Source organism: Desulfuromonadaceae bacterium, assembly GCA_019429445.1.
In the GTDB taxonomy this organism is placed as follows: domain Bacteria; phylum Desulfobacterota; class Desulfuromonadia; order Desulfuromonadales; family JAHYIW01; genus JAHYIW01.
Window position 1 is genome coordinate 1 of sequence record JAHYIW010000040.1, and the last position, 17,942, is coordinate 17,942.

General features: G+C 54.3%; 17 protein-coding genes. 4 read left to right on the forward strand and 13 right to left on the reverse strand.

Translation table 11 applies throughout. The features are described 5' to 3' along the window. Positions 1 to 320: hypothetical protein (locus tag K0A93_12715; protein MBW6512952.1), on the forward strand; the 320-nt coding region annotated here is incomplete at its 5' end. A gap of 114 nt (positions 321 to 434) precedes the next feature. Here K0A93_12715 and K0A93_12720 read toward each other — a convergent pair. From K0A93_12720 to dapF, 12 genes are all read right to left on the reverse strand, one after another. Continuing rightward, positions 435 to 2,426 carry a cation:proton antiporter gene (locus K0A93_12720; GenBank protein ID MBW6512953.1) on the reverse strand — a complete coding sequence of 664 codons (1,992 nt, stop codon included), beginning with the start codon at positions 2,424 to 2,426 and terminating at the stop codon, positions 435 to 437. Positions 2,427 to 2,461: 35 nt separating this feature from the next. Further along, on the reverse strand, positions 2,462 to 3,334 hold the full coding sequence (locus K0A93_12725) for an Mrp/NBP35 family ATP-binding protein (GenBank protein ID MBW6512954.1): 873 nt from the start codon (positions 3,332 to 3,334) through the stop codon (positions 2,462 to 2,464). Between the two features lie 258 nt (positions 3,335 to 3,592). Further along, positions 3,593 to 4,222, reverse strand: a complete 630-nt coding sequence (locus K0A93_12730) for an arylesterase (GenBank protein MBW6512955.1) — start codon at positions 4,220 to 4,222, stop codon at positions 3,593 to 3,595. Positions 4,223 to 4,230: 8 nt separating this feature from the next. Beyond that, the gene (locus K0A93_12735) at positions 4,231 to 5,592 is read right to left on the reverse strand and encodes an alpha/beta hydrolase (GenBank protein MBW6512956.1); all 1,362 of its coding nucleotides are present in this window, start codon (positions 5,590 to 5,592) and stop codon (positions 4,231 to 4,233) included. A 42-nt stretch (positions 5,593 to 5,634) separates the two neighbouring features. Continuing rightward, entirely contained in the window at positions 5,635 to 7,740 is a 2,106-nt protein-coding gene (locus K0A93_12740; GenBank protein ID MBW6512957.1) for a carboxy terminal-processing peptidase, read from the reverse strand. 177 nt (positions 7,741 to 7,917) lie between these two features. Then, positions 7,918 to 8,097: a 4Fe-4S binding protein gene (locus K0A93_12745; GenBank protein ID MBW6512958.1), complete on the reverse strand. Its 180-nt coding sequence runs from the start codon at positions 8,095 to 8,097 to the stop codon at positions 7,918 to 7,920. 90 nt (positions 8,098 to 8,187) lie between these two features. Continuing rightward, on the reverse strand, positions 8,188 to 8,706 hold the full coding sequence (locus K0A93_12750) for a DUF615 domain-containing protein (protein ID MBW6512959.1): 519 nt from the start codon (positions 8,704 to 8,706) through the stop codon (positions 8,188 to 8,190). After that, the gene (dtd, locus tag K0A93_12755; GenBank protein ID MBW6512960.1) at positions 8,706 to 9,155 is read right to left on the reverse strand and encodes a D-tyrosyl-tRNA(Tyr) deacylase; all 450 of its coding nucleotides are present in this window, start codon (positions 9,153 to 9,155) and stop codon (positions 8,706 to 8,708) included. The genes K0A93_12750 and dtd overlap by 1 nt, the downstream gene beginning before the upstream one ends. Before the next feature lie 181 nt (positions 9,156 to 9,336). After that, the gene (locus K0A93_12760; protein ID MBW6512961.1) at positions 9,337 to 10,179 is read right to left on the reverse strand and encodes a deoxyribonuclease IV; all 843 of its coding nucleotides are present in this window, start codon (positions 10,177 to 10,179) and stop codon (positions 9,337 to 9,339) included. Next, positions 10,179 to 10,847, reverse strand: a complete 669-nt coding sequence (locus K0A93_12765; GenBank protein ID MBW6512962.1) for a pyrimidine 5'-nucleotidase — start codon at positions 10,845 to 10,847, stop codon at positions 10,179 to 10,181. The genes K0A93_12760 and K0A93_12765 overlap by 1 nt, the downstream gene beginning before the upstream one ends. Before the next feature lie 11 nt (positions 10,848 to 10,858). Then, entirely contained in the window at positions 10,859 to 11,305 is a 447-nt protein-coding gene (locus K0A93_12770) for an HIT family protein (GenBank protein ID MBW6512963.1), read from the reverse strand. Beyond that, a complete protein-coding gene (gene dapF / locus K0A93_12775) occupies positions 11,302 to 12,141 on the reverse strand; it encodes a diaminopimelate epimerase (protein ID MBW6512964.1) in 840 nt (279 codons plus the stop codon). The genes K0A93_12770 and dapF overlap by 4 nt, the downstream gene beginning before the upstream one ends. A gap of 365 nt (positions 12,142 to 12,506) precedes the next feature. On the opposite strand from dapF, the gene msrA reads away from it, so the two are divergent. Then, a complete protein-coding gene (msrA, locus tag K0A93_12780; protein ID MBW6512965.1) occupies positions 12,507 to 13,112 on the forward strand; it encodes a peptide-methionine (S)-S-oxide reductase MsrA in 606 nt (201 codons plus the stop codon). A 73-nt stretch (positions 13,113 to 13,185) separates the two neighbouring features. Here the strand turns inward: msrA and hemL are convergent, their stop codons facing one another. Next, positions 13,186 to 14,469: a glutamate-1-semialdehyde 2,1-aminomutase gene (hemL, locus tag K0A93_12785; protein ID MBW6512966.1), complete on the reverse strand. Its 1,284-nt coding sequence runs from the start codon at positions 14,467 to 14,469 to the stop codon at positions 13,186 to 13,188. Between the two features lie 472 nt (positions 14,470 to 14,941). Between hemL and K0A93_12790 the strand changes: the two genes are divergently transcribed. Together K0A93_12790 and K0A93_12795 are read left to right on the forward strand one after the other, a co-directional pair. Continuing rightward, positions 14,942 to 16,711: a DUF262 domain-containing protein gene (locus K0A93_12790; protein MBW6512967.1), complete on the forward strand. Its 1,770-nt coding sequence runs from the start codon at positions 14,942 to 14,944 to the stop codon at positions 16,709 to 16,711. 106 nt (positions 16,712 to 16,817) lie between these two features. Then, positions 16,818 to 17,729: a restriction endonuclease gene (locus K0A93_12795; GenBank protein ID MBW6512968.1), complete on the forward strand. Its 912-nt coding sequence runs from the start codon at positions 16,818 to 16,820 to the stop codon at positions 17,727 to 17,729. Positions 17,730 to 17,942 lie beyond the last annotated feature (213 nt).

Sequence of the window (17,942 nt, forward strand, 5' to 3'; positions counted from 1 at the left end):
AAAGATTAGCAACACTTTCGGAAGGGACGCAGCTTCGTGTCGCCATTGAACTGAATAATCCTGCGACTGTTTTAGCTGTTCAATTGGAAACGCCTGATGATTATCATATGATTGGCTGGGCACCGCGGTATCTGGTTAAAGATTTGTTTAGCGCAATTTGTGAGTCCCCCAGCGATATTTGCGCCACGATCGTCAAGGTGAACCCGGCTCCTGCGCCAATCAAACAGCGGGTTTTAGTGGAAATCAAAGGACGGTGGTCAGCGGACTACAAGCCCATGGATTCACAGGAGTTTCAGCCGCTATCTGACCATCTTCATTAGAAAAAGTCAGATGCCAAGAGACATGCCATTTCCTGGGTGCTTTCTCCAACGAAACAGATTTATTTCCTGGCTTATGGGGTATGCAAATCTCATCCCTCGTTCCTGCAAGTCGGATCACAACGGAGCATCCGTTGACGGGATGGCGCTGGTCTGAATATAGCTCCGGAACGTTTCAAGTTGCCCGGTGTCGCCAATTGCGGCAATCAAATCCCCGGCGGAAAACTCAAAATCAGCGTCCGGATTCGGCATGAACTTTTTGTTGCGAATAATGCCCACGATTGACACGCCGGTACGCTGACGAATTTCCAGTTCGCGCAAACTTTTCCCCGGCAGCGCGGTTTCGCTTGTCAAGCGCTCCCAGGAGAGTTCCAGCAGGTTCCGGGCATTTTGCAGGAGGTTGAGATCCTGATGGGCATCGCCTCCAACCGAGAGCGGGTGATAAAGTTCCTTGCGGATAGTGTCGGTATATTGCTGGATGACCGGAATCGGCATTTTCAGCTGTAGCAGCGCCTGGCGCGCAATCTCCAGACCGGCTTCGAGTTCCGGAAGAATAACCATGTAGACCCCAAGCTGATAGAGTGTGCGCATCTGTTCTTCTCCCGCAGCCCGCACGACAATGTTCAGCTCAGGGTGAAACTGCTGTACGTAGACGACAATCTGTTGCGTCTGAATAATCGCCGGGGCGGTGATCAGCAGCTGGTGGGCCCGTCCAACGCCGGCCGCGACAAGTACCTGCCCCTGGCTGGCATCGCCATAGATGGTCGGGAAATGGGCCGCTTTGCATTCCTCGAAGCGGCGGTGGTTGACCTCGATGATAACAAAAGGGACCTCCAGCTGTTGCAGAACCCTGGCGACATGCTGCCCGACCCGCCCGCCACCGACCACCACCACATGTTTTTTGAGCGCATGGTGGGGAAGGTTGATGCTTTCCAGCGGGTTATTATTCCTGGAATAGTTTTGAAACAGGGTGTAGAGCGGTTTTGTCAACCCGGAGAGTAACGGGGTGAGAACCATGCTGACGACGGTCGAGCAGAGGATCAGCGAATATTGATCCTGGTTCAATGCGCCGCTTGCGTACCCTTCCTGGGCGAGCAGAAAGGAGAATTCGCCGATCTGAAACAGGCCCAGCCCAACCGCCAGCGGGATCACATTGACATAACCGAAGCCGCGCGCCATGACCGCCATCACCGCACCTTTACCCGCTCCCGCCAACAGCACCAGCGCCAGGACGCTGGTCCAGTTTTCGCGAAAAAATGTCGGATCGAGCAGCATCCCCACGGAGGTGAAAAAGAGCAATCCGAAGAGGTCGCGCAACGGGATGATATCGCTCAACGCCTGATGGCCGTAATCGGACTCGCTGAGCACGATCCCCGCTACAAAGGCGCCGAACGCAAAGGAAAGTCCGAACAGGTAGGTGACATAACCGATCCCCAGGCCAATCGCGGTGATCGATAACAGAAAGAGTTCCCTCGATTCCCAGCGCGCAATGATGGCCAGGAAGCGCGGGAGCCATTTGGTTCCCAGATAAAGCATCAAGGTCAGAAATACGGTTGCCTTGAGGGCCGCCAGCCCGAGCATCGGCAAGCCGGCTTGCGGATCGCTCAACTGGGGGAGCATGATCATCAGCGGGACAACCGCCAGATCCTGAACAATCAGGATGCCGATCATCACCCGGCTCGACAGTGTCCCCATGACCCCCTGATTCACCAGGGTTTTCAGGATAACCATGGTGCTCGAAAAGGAGATCAGCGCACCCAGCCAGATCGACGGCAACACCTCCCACCCCAACCAGCGACCGATAAAAAAGCCGAGGATGGTGGTCACAATAATTTGCAGCGGAGTACCAATGAGTGCGATGGAGCGGACGGACCGCAGTTCGGAGAGGGAGAATTCCAGTCCCAGGGCAAAGAGCAGCAAGGCCACGCCGATTTCTGCGAGTTTTTCAATCTCGTGAACGTCGACGACGTTGACTCCGCCGGTAAAGGGACCGACCAGCACTCCGGCCAGAATATAGCCGAGCATCAGCGGTTGCCTGAGGCGGTGGGCGATCAGTGCGCCCGCCAGGCCGGTGATAATGATAATGACTATGTCAGCGGCGATGCCCATACGTTAACCGAAACCCTGTGACACGTTTTATTATCTTACAGGCCCGCAGTGATCAGGTTGCGTGCAATGGTCACGAAGGCCTCTGCCGCAGGCGAGGTGGAGTGGAGACTGACCAGCGGGGTGCCGCAGTCACCGGAAATGACCATTTCCGGATCCCCCGGAATCCGGCCCAGAAAAGGAACGTTCATCTCGCTGGCCAGTTGTGCGCCGCCACCGGTGCCGAACAGGTTGATCAGCTCCTGGCAATGCGGGCAGTGAAAGCCGCTCATGTTTTCGACAATCCCGGCAATCGGCAGTTCCAGATTACGGCAGAAGGTAATCGATTTGCTGACATCGAGCAGCGCAACCGCCTGCGGGGTGGTGACGATCACCGCCTGGGCGGCAGCACCGACCAGCTGCACGACGGAAAGTGGTTCATCGCCGGTGCCGGGAGGGCAGTCGATGATCAGGTCGTCAAGCTCGCCCCAGTTGACTTCGCTGAGGAACTGGCGGATTGCGCCGTGTTTCATCGCCCCGCGCCAGATCACGGCATCGCTTGAATGTTTCAGCAGGAAGCCGATCGACATCACCTTGATCCCCTCGCAAAGCGCCGGTTCGATCCCAGCGCCGTCGCTGATTTCCGGTCGATAGTCGTCAAGGCCGAGCATTTTCGGCACACTTGGACCGTGAATATCGACATCGAGCAGCCCCACCTTGCGCCCTTCTTTGGCCATCGCCAAAGCCAGGTTAACGGCGGTGGTGCTCTTGCCGACCCCTCCCTTGCCGGACATGATCAGCAACTTGCGACTGATCTTGCAGAGCCGCTGCTGCAACTGACGCCGATCACTCAATTCTTTGTCTGTTTCATTGCCCTGGCGGGTGCGTGCCGCGCACCCGGTGTCGGCACAACTGTTACAATCGCTTCCCATAAGTGACAGTCTCCTTTCTTGCGGTGACCGTGCAGTTATAAGCAATTCACCACAAAAACTCAAGTCACTTCGGGAGTTCAGGGGCTAAGGGCCGGTAAGAAAATAAGGTGACCAATATTGCGCTCAGATTTGGGTCAGATTTGGTTGCAGCAATTGAACAAAACCGCAGGCCTGGCAGTGCTAAGTCGAGGATTTTGTGATTGAGCTGCGACCGAAGATGGCCGGAAGATGAGATGCAAGATGGTCATGTTTATTTTCTTACCGGTCCTGAAGTGCGCCCGATTTTTTCAGCAGCTTGGCAAGTGTTTCGGCAATTTTCCGGTAGCCCGCGGCGTTGGGGTGAATGGTGTCACTTTTAAGCTCACGGTCGGTGAGGATGTCGCTGATGATATCTTCAGCAAAGGGCAACGCAAACTCTTTGGCAAGCTGTGCATAAAGAGGCGCGGTGTCAATAAATAAACCAAGTTGTGGCACCCCGACCAGCGCCACCTCGACCCCCTGGGCACGGGCCAGTGCAATCATGGCACGGATATTTGCGGCGGTTTCCTCTGTTTCCAGACGACGCAAAAAATCGTTCCCGCCATGGCAAAGAATCAACAGCCGGGGTTGATATTCGGCGAGCGCCTCAGGCAACCGCTGTAATCCGCTGGCTGTAATTTCTCCCGGTACGCCGGCGTTGATCACTGTGCGTCCGGTGATCTCGGCCAGAGATGCCGGATAACTTTCATTCCGTTGTGCGCCGGTGCCGTAGGTGAGACTGTCACCGAATGCCAGAATCGTTGCGTCGGTGGAAAGGGGGGTCAAGCGGGGGCGATCACAGCCGGGCATGAGCGCTAGCAACAGTACGAGCAGAAGATGGAGAACAATTTGGCGAGAGATGCGATTCATAAATGACTCTAAAGGGGTCGTTTTGCAGTGACCGGAAAAACGTCGTGAAGGACCTGTTGCCCGGCGGGCGTCTGCCCCAGACTGACGGAGAACAGCAAGCGGGACGGATTCCCTGCGCCGCCAACCAGTTGCTTGCCACGTGCCTTCAAGGTGACGCCGGCAAAATCGAAACTGCTCTGCTCGGTGAGAATCGGCAGGTCAGCGCTGATGTCCAGTGCCGTGGCGAGGAGGTAAGAGCGCACCGTGTGCAGGCCGACGGCGTTGCCGTTGATGACACTGCGTTCAATCGTCACTTGCGAATCAATTGCCGACAGCTCATGGGCGGTTACATCAACGATTTGGGCCGATTGACAACGCAGAAGCTCAATGCGGCGATAATGACCGCTGAAATGGGCGTCTTCCTGATCTGTGCAACGCCCCACCCGGTCGCTTTCAGCTGCGGTGCCCGGCGGAATGATGACCGGCGGGGTTTGTAGCGCGCGCCACAATGCCTGGCGAAAAGCGACCGGTTGGCGTTGCATCGGCACATGCCCCCCTGCCGGGATCAACTCCAGTTGCGCCTGCGGCAGGCGCATGGCCAAAAGCCGTCCGGTGCGCAGCGGCGCAACGTCGTCATCTTCGCCCCAAAGCAGAAATGTCGGAGTCGCAACCTGGGGGATCAGCAGCGTAAAGTTGGTCTGCACCAGAGCCAGACCGGCAATCTTGTTTGGCTCGGCGCCGAGAAATTTGTCGCGCATAAATGCACTGTTCAGGAGCAGATCAAGACTGACGGGAAAGCCCTGAAACTTCTCGACCATTGTTCCGGCCAGTCGTTCAAGCCAGGAGAGTGACGCCGAAGGGGCGTATGATTGGTCATCGGTAATTTTAAAATGGAGGAAAAATTTGGTCAGTACGGCGCGGTGCAGGATTCCCGCCGCATCGATCAGAATCAGTTTGTCCGGTTTGACCGCAGCGGTGGCCGCATAGTGCAGTGCCAGGGCACCGCCAAGGGAATGCCCGACGAGGATAAAGCGCCCGGAAGTGTTGCGCTTGACCAGCCAGGTAAGAAATTTGCTGAAATTTTCCGGAGAATAGAGAACGTTCGGTTTGTCGGACTTGCCAAAGCCGGGCAAGTCGCAGGCGACAACATGGTAGCTTTGCGCCAGTTCCGGAAGCAGCTCCCGCCAGATTTCAGCCCCTTCGTCGCCAACCCCGTGGACCAGCAGCAGTGTGGTTGCTTGCCCCTGCCCCGCTTCGAGCAGTCTGACTTTGGTGCTGAAGACCGGTTCGTTGGCAAAGCTCTCCACCACTTCAGCACTGTAAAGTGGACCAGCAGTAAACACGAGCCCCAACCAGAGCAGGGGAAAAAACCGGGCCCCTGAACGCATCATTAAAAGCACCTGGAATCGTGATTACTGATCAGACGTAGATCCTTATCCGGCGACGATATCGTCAAGAATATTAATGGTTTCAAGCAGGTACGGATCTTCATTTAATTCATCAAGCCACTTTTGACGACGTTCTTCGGCGGTTTCCGACTTGCCCGCCTTGCGTTTGTTGTTGGCGGCAGCCTCCGCCTGTTCGGGGTGAAGGGCATTCTCCTCGGCACGCTCCGCTTTGATCGCGTCGATGCGCAGCGACTGCCGGGTGTCTTCACTCCTCTTCCTGGCGCGTTCCGCATCCCTGTCAATTTCGGCAAAATCAGTATTCGCGGTTACCCGCTGCAAGCTCTTTTGCTTCAACAGGTCAATACTTTTCGCGTCTTTGTCCCACAGTCGAAAGGGGGACGGAGCAACTTCATCCCACGGCAGAGCATATTCGGAATACTTTTCACCACTTTTGAGATATTTCATACGGTCCGGCAGTATGATGTCGGGGATCACGCCCCGTTCCTGGGTCGATTCCCCGTTGATCCGGTAAAATTTCTGCGTGGTGACCTTGAGTGCGCCAAGCGGGCGGTACTTTTCCATCCCTTTGAAGGACAGGCTCTGATCCAGATCGACCATTGTCTGCACCGTCCCCTTGCCGTGGGTGTGGTCGCTGCCGACAATCAATGCGCGACGGTAATCCTGCAACGCCCCGGCGAGAATTTCCGAAGCTGAGGCGCTGAACTTGTTGACCAGAACCACCATTGGACCGCGATAATCGATGTCCTGATCACGATCACGCAAGACCTGAATCCGGTCACGACTGTCCTTGACCTGCACGACCGGCCCGCTTTCGATAAAGAGTCCGGCGATCGCCACAGCATCGGTCAGCGCTCCCCCGCCATTGTTGCGTAAATCAAGGATTAAACCGGCGATTTTTTCCCTGGACAACGTTTCCAGTGCCGCCCGAACGTCGTCGGTCGCGTTGCGCCCGTCGCCGCCATTGCGGGTTTCCTTAAAATCACGATAAAAGGAGGGGATGCGGATATAACCGAACAAATTCCCCGAGGAATCCTTCAGCGTCGTCGATTTAACAAAGGTTTCTTCAATTTGAACGACATCGCGGATGATCGGGATAATCAGTTTGCGCCCGTCACTTTTCTTTACCGTAAGGCGAACTTCGGTGCCCTTTTTGCCGCGAATCAGGCTGACCGCATCACGCAGACGCATGTCGGTAATCTCGACCGGTTCAGCGCGCCCCTGAGCAACCGTGAGAATAATATCGTCAGCGGCAAGCTGCCCCTGTCGATCAGCGGCGCTGCCCGGGATGATCTGGATGACCTTGATATACCCGTCTTCCTCACGCAACGTCGCGCCGATCCCTTCGAGGGAGCCGCGCATGCTGATATCAAAGTCTTCCTTGATTTTCGGCGGCAGGTAGTTGGTGTGCGGATCGAACGCCCGGGTGACCGCATTAAAATAGCGATCAACGCGCTCCTGCGGCTGTTCTTCAAGCAGGCGGGAAAAATAATCCGCGAATTTTTTGCGGGTTTTTTCACGCGCCTGTTCGCGCAATGCCGCTTGCGTCACGGTCTTTTTTGCCAGCGCCTCGGATTCGTCTTCGAGCAGGTTGAGGTAGCGGGTGATCGTCTGATATTTAACGATTTTTCGCCAACGGTCACGCAGTGCGGCGGCGTTATTACAATAATCAAGCTTGTCAATATCCGTTTCGAGTGTTTCGTCACGATCAAAATCGAATTTTCCCGCAAAGAGTTGCTCGACCGTCTTTTGTGCCTCGCCGATGCGCCGTTGCATGATAGTGCCGGCAACGAACGGCAATTCTATCTGGCCCGATTGCATTTCGTCGTCAATTTTTGTCGCAAACCGGCGCAGCTCGGCAACGTCGCCTTGCAGCAGAAAACGCTTTTGGGAGTCGAGCTGTTTAAGGAACAAAGAGAAAGCGGCCGTCGAAAACGTGTCATCAAACGGCTTGCGGCTGTAATGCTCCTGCCGCAATTTCTCGCGCAGCAGATAGCCGAGAAGCTTGGTGCGGTTTGCCAGTTCATCGTCGTCCTGACCGATCTTTCCAAAGCTGCCCCCGGTAACCAGTAGCAGACCGAGAACGACGGTCAAAAGCAGGGCGATGATACGTGAAAGTTGCTTGAATCTCATATTAATCCTGACATCGAAGAGTCAAAGAGGGCGAACTCGTGTGCGTTGTTGAATCGCGTTTTTAAACAGGCAGGGGCGGCTGCCAACCGGGCAATAAATTCAAGGAGTTCGCTTCGAGAAGCAGGGGAAGCGCTGAATTTTCAACGTGTCGCAGCAGCGAACAGGGCGTGCCAGCAGTCACTTTTCGTCGAAATCAAGTGCCTGATGGGGGCATGCCGGAATACAGATACCGTCCAGATCACAGCGGTCATGATCGATAACCGCAGCACCATTGACAATAGTGATTGCGTCGACCGGACAGGCGACAACACAGTTTCCACTGGCACGGCATTTATTTGTATCAACAACGATTTTCATCGAAAATTCCTTTCATGAGGTCGGTGTTTCATCCTAAATGAATTCATCCCGGCGGTCAAGAAATAGCCTGCCAACAGAAGTAGCCTGTCATTAACCCGCCGCGTCGTCCGCCGCACTGCGCAATAACCGAAAAATCTCCCGGTAGGCTTTTTTGTCCCCATTGGCGAGGACCGATTTCTGTAAATTGCGCAACCGTTTGCAGTCAAGAAGTGGCCAGCGCTGACATATTTCGGCGTATGTGGCCGCCGCGTCGTGTGCCGTCACCAGTCGTTCGCGCAATGCTTCCAGTTCGTGCTGGCGGGCATTGGCGGCGTACTGTTCGGCAGCGTTTCCGGCCAGAAAGTCGCGCAGCCACCGGACGTCATCTTCACGCTTGCGCAGCACCCCGGCCAGATGCTTGATCTGGCGCCGCTGACCGCCACGCGCATCGATCGAGCGCAACAGCAGCAACTCGGCACGCACTTCTTCACACACTTCCAGCTTCGGCAGATCGGCGTCACCCAGTTCCAGCAGTTGCCAGACCAGATCCTCGACCGCTTTGGCGTCGCGCTTGAGCGCCGATTTGCTCGGCCCATCCCATTGCGGGGTATCTTTATCGTCGCCGTGCATCAGTCTCTCTTCCGGCTGTCGAGCAGCATGGTGATCGGTCCCTGGTTGACCAGTTTAACGTCCATCGTCGCCTGAAAGATACCGGTCGCTACCGTCAGGCCCTGGGCGCGCAATCGCGCGACAAAATCTTCATACACGGGGTTGGCGATCTCCGGCGGGGCGGCAGCGGAGAAACCGGGACGACGCCCCTTGCGGCAATCGGCAAGGAGGGTGAACTGGGAAACGACCAACACCTCGCCGCCGATTTCCTTCACCGACCGGTTCAGCTTCCCGGCATCATCCTCAAAAATCCGCAACCCGGCAGTTTTTTCAACCAGATATCGCGTATCGGTGACGGTGTCCCCCTGTTCAACCCCGAGCAGCACCAGCAACCCCGGACCGATGGCACCGACCGTTGCCCCGCCGACCTCGACGCTGGCGGAGGAGACGCGTTGCAGTACAGCTTTCATTCTTGACCTTTTTCCACCGCGAAGACCCTTCGCGGCTGAAAGCCGCTCCCACAGGGACTGGGCTGCGATAATGCTATTGCTGTGGGAGCGAGGTGCATAAGCAGAAAATCAAAGAGTGCTTTCTTCGTGTCCTCCGTGATCTCCAGTGAGCGCAGCGAACGGGTGGTAAATAATTACTCAATTACTCTCCCGCCAGTTCGCGCAACAGCGCCAGATTTTTCACATCCATCTCCCCGTCATCCCCTTTCGGGGTTTCGAGAATTTTGGGGATTCTGGCGAAGCGTTCGTCGCGCATCAGGGCGCGAAAACCCTCCAGTCCGATCGCCCCCGCGCCGATATGCGCGTGCCGGTCCACCCGTGAGCCGCACCCTTTCTGGCTGTCGTTGAGATGGAAGGCGGCGATCTTGTCGCAACCGACAATGCGGTCGAATTCAGTCAGCGTCGCCGCATACCCGGCGGCGGTGGAAATGTCGTACCCGGCAGCGAAGACATGACAGGTGTCAAAGCAGATACCGAAATTTCCGCCGGGAACCCCGGCGATAATCGCCGCCAGTTCCTCGAACCTGGCCCCGAGGTAACTCCCCTGCCCGGCGGTTGTTTCGAGCAGCACGGTCACCGGCGGAGCGTTGGCAAAGATCTCCCGAAACGCGGCACAGACGCGTTCGATCCCGGTCGCAACGCCGCTTTCCAGGTGAGCTCCGGGGTGCATCACCAGCGCCGGAACGCCGAGCAGCTGACAGCGCTCCAGTTCGTCACTGAAGGCCGCCTTGGCCTGCTCCCATTTGGCGTCATCCGGCGCGGCGAGGTTGATCAGATAACTGTCGTGCGCCACCACCGGACCCACTTCACTTGCTTTCCAGGCGGCCTTGAATTGCGCGGCATCCTGGTCGCTGATCGCTTTCCCCGCCCAGCGGTTCGCGTTTTTGGTAAAGATCTGCAAAGCGCTACAGCCCGCTGCTGCAGCATGCGCAAAGGCATTGTGCAGCCCGCCGCTGATCGACATATGTGCACCGAGTGGTTGCATTACACTATTCCTTTATGTGTGCCTGTGGCAGGAGCGCCCCCCTGCCAGCCGCCGATCACCGCCGCCGCCTGTGACGCCGTCGCCACCTGCGCGTCAAAGCCGTTAGGTCTGGCGTGGGGACCGACCAACACGGTGCGCATCCCCAGTTGTTGGGCGGTCAGCAGATTATCGTGTGAATCCTCGACCATCACACAGTCTTCACCGGCAAGGTCCAGTTCCACGAGCACCTGACGATACGGTTCGGGGAATGGCTTGGGTCGATAGGCGGCGACGCGAATATCAAAAATTCCCGCAAATCGATCCGCGATGCCGAGTGCAGCGAGGACGCGCTCGGCATGACCGCGCGAACCGTTGGTGAAAACATAGCAGGGGATGGTCAAACCTCCCAGCTGCTTACGCAGAGCAGGATCAGCGTGCAGGCGCGACGTGACATCAACATCATGGACATAATCAAGATAGTCTTCCGGGTCGACACCATGATGGCGAATCAGCCCTTGCAGCGTAACCCCGTACGCTTCCCAGTAGCTGCGGCGCAAATCGTCAACGCTGGCCGCCGGGATGCCGGCCACGTCTTCCATGTAGCGGTTGATGCGCACATCAATCAGCGAGAAGAGCTCGCGTTCGGCGGCGTAGAGGGTGTTATCGAGGTCGAAAAGGACAGCTTGCATCTGGATTCAATCTAGATTACCGGGAACAGCTTTGCCTGCCGTCCCGTTTTGCGCAGCGCGCCCTTGATACTGTCGAGGGTCGCCGCAGTCTCGGCCGCGTTCAAATACTTTTCAGCATGCGGTTCGCTCCAGATCGGTCGCGGCCAGAGCGGATCGCTGCTAAAACGCGGCACCAGGTGCCAATGCATATGCGGCACCATGTTGCCGAGTAATTCGTAGTTGATCTTGGTCGGCTGATAAACGACGTTGAGCGCCGCCGCTACCCGGTTCACCTCCTCCATGATCGCACCCCGCGTCGGCGGGTCAAGATGAAAGAGTTCGGTGACGTGCGCTTTGGTGAAAACCAGGCAGTAGCCGGGGAAAAACTGGTCGCGGTTAAGCACCACGCGGCAGTGTTCCAGCGTCGCGATTCGCAGCTCGGTGTCAGCGTCCCATTTGCTGCACATTGAACAGTTCATCGTGGAATATATACCCCGTTAAAAACCTCAACCGCCGGGCCAGTCATCAGCACCTCGCCTGACTCGCGCCATTCCATTTCGAGGTCACCGCCCCGCAAGTGGTTGACAATCTTGCGATCGGTCAGCCCGTTGAGCACTCCGGCCACGGTCACTGCCGCCGCTCCGGTTCCGCACGCCAGCGTTTCCCCCGCGCCGCGCTCCCAGGTCCGTTGTTTCACCTCGGTGCGTGACATCACCCGGACGAACTCGACGTTGGTGCGGTTGGGGAAAAAGGGGTGGCGCTCGATATGACGACCGAATTCGGAGACCGGAAAAGCCGCCAGATTGTCGACAAAAATCACGCAGTGTGGATTCCCCATCGAGACACAGGTTGCGCGGAAGGTGCGTTCCAGCACTTCAATCTCAATATTCAGCGCTTTCTTCTCCGGCTCGCCGGTCATCGGAATATCTCCGCGCAGCAGTCGCGGAATGCCCAGATTGACCTGCACCCGCTCGACCAGGTCGGCCGCGTTGGTCAACAGCTCGACGGTCAACACCCCGGCGCCGGTTTCAATATCCATCCGCTTGCGCCGCACCAGTCGGTGATCGTAGGCATATTTGGCAACGCAGCGAATCCCGTTGCCGCACATCTCCGCTTCGCTGCCGTCGGCGTTGAACATCCGCATTCGCACATCGGCGACGGTCGAGGGCAGGATGAGAACCAGCCCGTCGGAACCGATGCCGAAATTACGATTGCTGATTTCTACCGCCAGCGCGGCCGGTTCGGCAACCGCCTCCTCGAAACAATTGACGTAGATATAATCGTTCCCGGCACCGTGCATTTTGGTAAATTTCATCCGTCACCTCCTCGCTCCGGTTCCCTGATTATAGGGCGAAGGGACACCGAATCACAAGGAACAATCGACGTTACCATGATTTCAGCTTCGGCGCTGACCAACGATTCAAATCCGGCGCATCGGCTGAGCCGGGCGGCCGGTGTCTCTTCACAGCGTTTGCGCCGGTTTACGCGACATTCTGTCTCGCGCAGTCTTGACCGGAAGTAATAATGGGGATAGCTTTGTAATAAAAGCGAAGACGAGCAGGGGTTGGGGCAGATAAGACGAATAGCCGGGCAGCCTGACGCGGGTCTTTTTGATGATGTGCCCCGCAGTTCTTTGTGCCGACACCGCGTTGCGTGTCTGTCGCGAAAGGCGAGGTAACAATGAAAACACTCTTGATGGTCGCTCTCGGGCTGTTGCTGGACTGGCCAGGCTGGGGAGAAAACACGATGAATTCCACACCACATAAGGCAATTTTTGCCGGGGGGTGCTTCTGGTGTATGGAGCCCCCTTTTGAAAAGCTGGCCGGAGTCTTTGCGGTGGTCTCCGGGTATACCGGTGGTGAGCGCGCCAATCCGCGCTACGAAGAGGTTTCCGCCGGAGGAACCGGCCACGTCGAGGCGATCGAGATCAGTTTTGACCCGACGACCGTCAGTTATCGTCAACTTCTTGATGTTTTCTGGATGAATATCAACCCGGTGGACGACGGCGGGCAGTTTTTTGATCGCGGCACTCACTATCGCTCGGCGATCTTTTATCTGGATGAAGAGCAGCGCCAGCAAGCCGTCGCATCAAAGGCAGCCCTCGCCGCATCCGGACGCTTCAGTGCGCCGATAGTCACGGAAATTATCCCGGCGGGGCACTTTTATCCGGCAGAAGAGTACCATCAGGACTACTACAAAAAGAATCCGCTGCGTTACAATTATTATCGCTACGGCTCCGGACGGGACCGCTTTCTTGACAAGTTCTGGAGCAAAGAGCGCAACTGACTCTCCCTGCTTTCGATAACAAAGCCCGGATCCCCGAGGCAAGGGAATCCGGGCTTTGTTACGCTGTCGACAATTACAGCTTTTTGAATGCCTTGGCCGCCGCCGCGATCGTTTTGTCCAGATCGTCGGTCGAATGGGCAGCGCTCATGAAGCCCGCTTCGTACTGGCTCGGGGCAAGGTTGATCCCCTCGTCGAGCATGGTCCGGAAGAATTTGGCGAAGATCGCCGGGGTGGCGGCTTTGACATCGGCGAAGGCGAAAACCTCGTCCGCCTGAAAGTAGGTACAGAACATCCCGCCAACGCGTTGCAGTGAGGTCGGCACCCCCGCCGCGCTGGCCGCTTCCGCCAGCCCCTTGCACAGATAGGCGCTCTTCTCCTCGATCATAGCGTAAAACCCCTCTTCCTTGAGCAGTGTCAACGTCGCGATCCCGGCACTCATCGCCAGCGGATTCCCCGACAGGGTGCCGGCCTGGTAGACGCCGCCATCCGGGGAGAGACAGCTCATGATCTCCCGCTTCCCGCCGAACGCGCCGACCGGCAGACCGCCACCGATAATCTTGCCGAGGCAGACCAGATCGCCGTAAACCTTGAAGCGTTCCTGAGCGCCACCGTACGCAACACGGAAACCGGTCATGACCTCGTCGATAATCAGCACGATCCCTTCAGCATCACACAGGGCGCGCAGCCCTTCGAGGAACCCGGCGCGGGGAGCAACGCACCCCATATTGCCAGCAATCGGCTCGAGGATGATACAAGCGATCTCCCCCTGGTTGGCGGCGACCAGCTGTTTGGTTTCTTCGAGGTCGTTGTAGGTTGCGGTCAAAGTGTGCTTGGCAAAGTCAGCCGGGACACCGGGAGAGGTCGGCACGCCGAAGGTGGCAAGCCCCGAACCGGCCTTGACCAGCAGGCTGTCAGCGTGACCGTGGTAGCAGCCGTCAAACTTGAGGATCTTGTCGCGCCCGGTATAGCCGCGCGCCAGCCGGATGGCGCTCATCGTCGCTTCGGTGCCGGAGGAGACCATGCGCACCATCTCGATATTCGGATAGGCGTCGCAGACCATCTCGGCCAGGGTGATCTCCTTTTCGGTCGGCGCGCCGAACGAAGCACCGCCCGCTGCCGCCTGTTGAATCGCCTCAACCACCTTGGGGTGGCAGTGGCCGAGGATCATCGGCCCCCAGGAACCAACATAGTCGATATAGGCATTGCCGTCGGCATCGTAGATCTTCGAGCCGGCGGCGCGGCTGATAAAGAGCGGATCACAACCGACCGATTTAAAAGCCCGCACCGGACTGTTGACGCCACCGGGGATCAGGCGTTTGGCTCGATCAAAAAATGCTTTGGATGTCTCGCGATTCATACTGTGGTCTCCTGTTTAACGGGGATAAAAGAACAGGTTTAACAACAAAACTGCCTGCCTTGGTAACACAGGGAGAACGACGTGTCAAGAATGACCGATTGACGTGCTTTCATGGTTTTTGTATAAGAGCTGAAGTTCTGATGTTTCGGGAGGATGAGATGGGAAAAACAAAATTTCAATCGATCCGTTGATGAAGCCGCTCAGGCAGCACGATGCTGCCGGGCGGCTTTTGTGCGTTTGAGGATAGCCGGTTTTTGATGGTGGAGCTGTTGGCGGAAATCGGGTTCTTATCCGGGTCTGTATAAAACCCCGTCATATGACGTTGAAATTGTTATTGCTGTTTGAGTTCAGCGTGTTATGTTGGCATGGTCAAATCTGTTTTGGTGTCTTATGCGGCATCGGGCCGCAAATTGGCGTCTTATACTGACCAGTCTAAATACTGTTAGCTCTCTAAATTCACTACGGAGTAAAAATGAACTTTACCGATAGGATACGACCCACTGACAAGGGCATCACAACTTACTTGGATGAGTTGGAAAATCTCGATTATCAGATTCCAACATTCCAGCGGGATGTCGTGTGGGAAAAGGAAAATGTAAAGAAATTATGGGATAGCATTTACAAGTTTTACCCGCTTGGAAGTATCTTGGTGTGGAAAACCGATATAAAACTTCAAAACCATAGAAAGATTGGTGGCCATCTCATATCAGAGGGGACATTCAACCGAAGCGAATACCAATATATTTTAGATGGACAGCAGCGTACAACTTCGCTGCTGACGTCTTTATATGGGGGAGCGATTGAGGGGAAAGATGGATTTGATCCATCAATATACATTGATTTGTCAATTGAGGGCGAAACGGAAACAGACGATGAAAGTTACAAAAAAAGATTTTTATACTGGGAGGAAATAGATGATAAAAATGGCGTTTTCCTGAGAAACACCGGAAGGCAAAATAAATTCAACGCTGGCATCATCGTAAAACTCATCGACATTAAAAATAATTTTGGATCCGTAGAACGTTCTTTGGTGGAAAGTGAGCTTGGCGATTACAAAGACTACGACCACCCCATACGTGAACAACTAAGAAGGCTCAAGCAAGTTCTTGATAACTACAGGCTGTCATTTATCGAGTTAAAAGGGATTCAAGTCGCGGAAGTATGCCAGATTTTTGAGCGAATAAACCAGGCAGGTAAGCCGCTTGATATATTTGATATTGTTGTAGCGAAAACATTTAGGCCGAAATCTGAAAACAAAGCCGGATTCTACCTGCGGGAATACATTGATAATTTCCGCAAGTTGAACAATAGCAATTTTATGATGATCAGCGATTTTGATTATTTGCAAATCATTGCTATTTTGATCCGTGAAAACATTGACAAATCGGGAATATGGAATATCACTCCACGTTACCTCAATGATATAAAAACTGAGCAAATCGAGGAAATTTGGGAGCCTGCAAAGAAAGCAATAAATAAAACTTTTGATTTCTTTGAAAACACATTAAACATTAAAGGCCCCCAACTTATTCCGTACAGATATTTCTATTTAACAATTGCTGCCTATTTTTTCAAGAACGCAAGCCCGGATTATGGTTTACTCAAAAAATACTTCTGGTTTCATAGTTTTCATAATGATGACCTTCTGAGCAATACTGGGGACGTCAATTCACACATAGAGTTTCTTAACGCACAAAAGCGAAATGAGAAAAGTGAGTTCCCAAGGTTTTTGATTGACAGAGAAACCTTAAGAAATTCGTCGTATAGCTCAAAAGGTAGATTATCCAGAGCAATACTTTCCTTATATTCCAGCAAACAGCCAAAAGACTGGAAGTACACTGATAGAAATGTGATTGTTGATAATTTCTTCTTTTCCACAGATAAGCCGAACTTGCACCATATATTTCCAACAAACTATATTTCACAAAATCCTGGTTCAAATGAATTGAATAATAATAATCTAATGAATATCGCGTATCTTACACAAATTACGAACTTAGAAATCAGTGATAAGAATCCGCTCAACTACATTCAAGAATATGATTTAAATCCGGAGTTCGAGGCCGTTATTAATAATCACTTTTTGCCAAGCGAGCTTTTGGAGTGGTCAAGGCAAGAAGGTATGCCGCCTGATGCATTGGATCAATTTATAGAAAAACGTGTTGATTTGATCATGGAAGAGCTAAAGAGAGTCTTAGCCGGGGTCAATTTTGAAATTATCGACACAAAGCAAAAGAGCTAACAAACACATGCACTCGGACAGCAAAAAGCGCCGCTCGTTCCTCGCTCTACTTTTTGCTGCCGGTGATGTGAGACGTTAGCACAAGTAATGAAGAAGGTAATTTGATATGGCCATACCAGATTTTCAGAGCATCATGCTCCCCCTATTAAAATTTTGTGCTGATGGGAAAGAACACACAAACAGGGACGCTCTTGATGCCCTTGCGATGGAATTTAACTTGTCAGAAGATGAGCAAAAAGAGCTTCTTCCCAGCGGGCAACAATGCGTAATCGACAACCGTGTTGCTTGGGCGCGTGCTCATATGAAAATGGCAGGTCTGGTAGAGAACACTCGCAGAGGTGTTTTCCGCATTACCACACGTGGTCAGGAAGTACTCGAAAAAAAGCCAACCGAGATCAACCTGCGCTACCTTAGAGAGTTTCCCGAGTACATTGAAGCACGGGATAAACACAAGGTTAATCAGCAACAGAAGACATCTATATCGGACGACCAAGAAACCCAGACGCCAGGCGAACGGCTTGAAGAAGCGTATCAGACTATACGTGAGAATCTCGTAAGCGAGATCCTCGCTCAGTTGAAAACTTCGTCTCCGATCTTTTTTGAAAAGGTTGTTGTTGAAGTTCTCGTCAAGATGGGCTACGGCGGCTCCCGTAAGGACGCAGGCCAAGCTATCGGTCGCAGCGGAGATGAAGGAATTGATGGCATTATTAAAGAGGATAGACTTGGGCTAGACATCATCTACATTCAAGCAAAGCGCTGGGAAAATAATGTTTCTCGCCCTGAGATTCAAAAATTTGCTGGTGCGTTGCAAGGAAAGCGAGCACGCAAAGGCATTTTCATTACTACCTCCGAATTTTCCAACGGCTCACACGAATATGTTTCCGCTATTGACAGCAAAATTATCCTCATTGATGGCCAACAGCTTGCGCAACTCATGATTGATTTCGGCGTCGGAGTCTCGACCGATGCTGTATATGAATTGAAAAGGTTGGATTCAGATTACTTTACAGACAATTAACGTTGCAAACCAAAAACAACGGCCTGCAACTCCTTGCTCCGCTGGTAGATCTCTTCACCCCTTCGCGCGGCCAGGCTGACTCCGGCGCGACTGATGTTCAACATTCTCGCGCATAATAGGGGGACGCATAATAGGGGGACGCATAATAGGGGGACGCATAATAGGGGGACGCATAATAGGGGGACGCATAATAGGGGGACGCATAATAGGGGG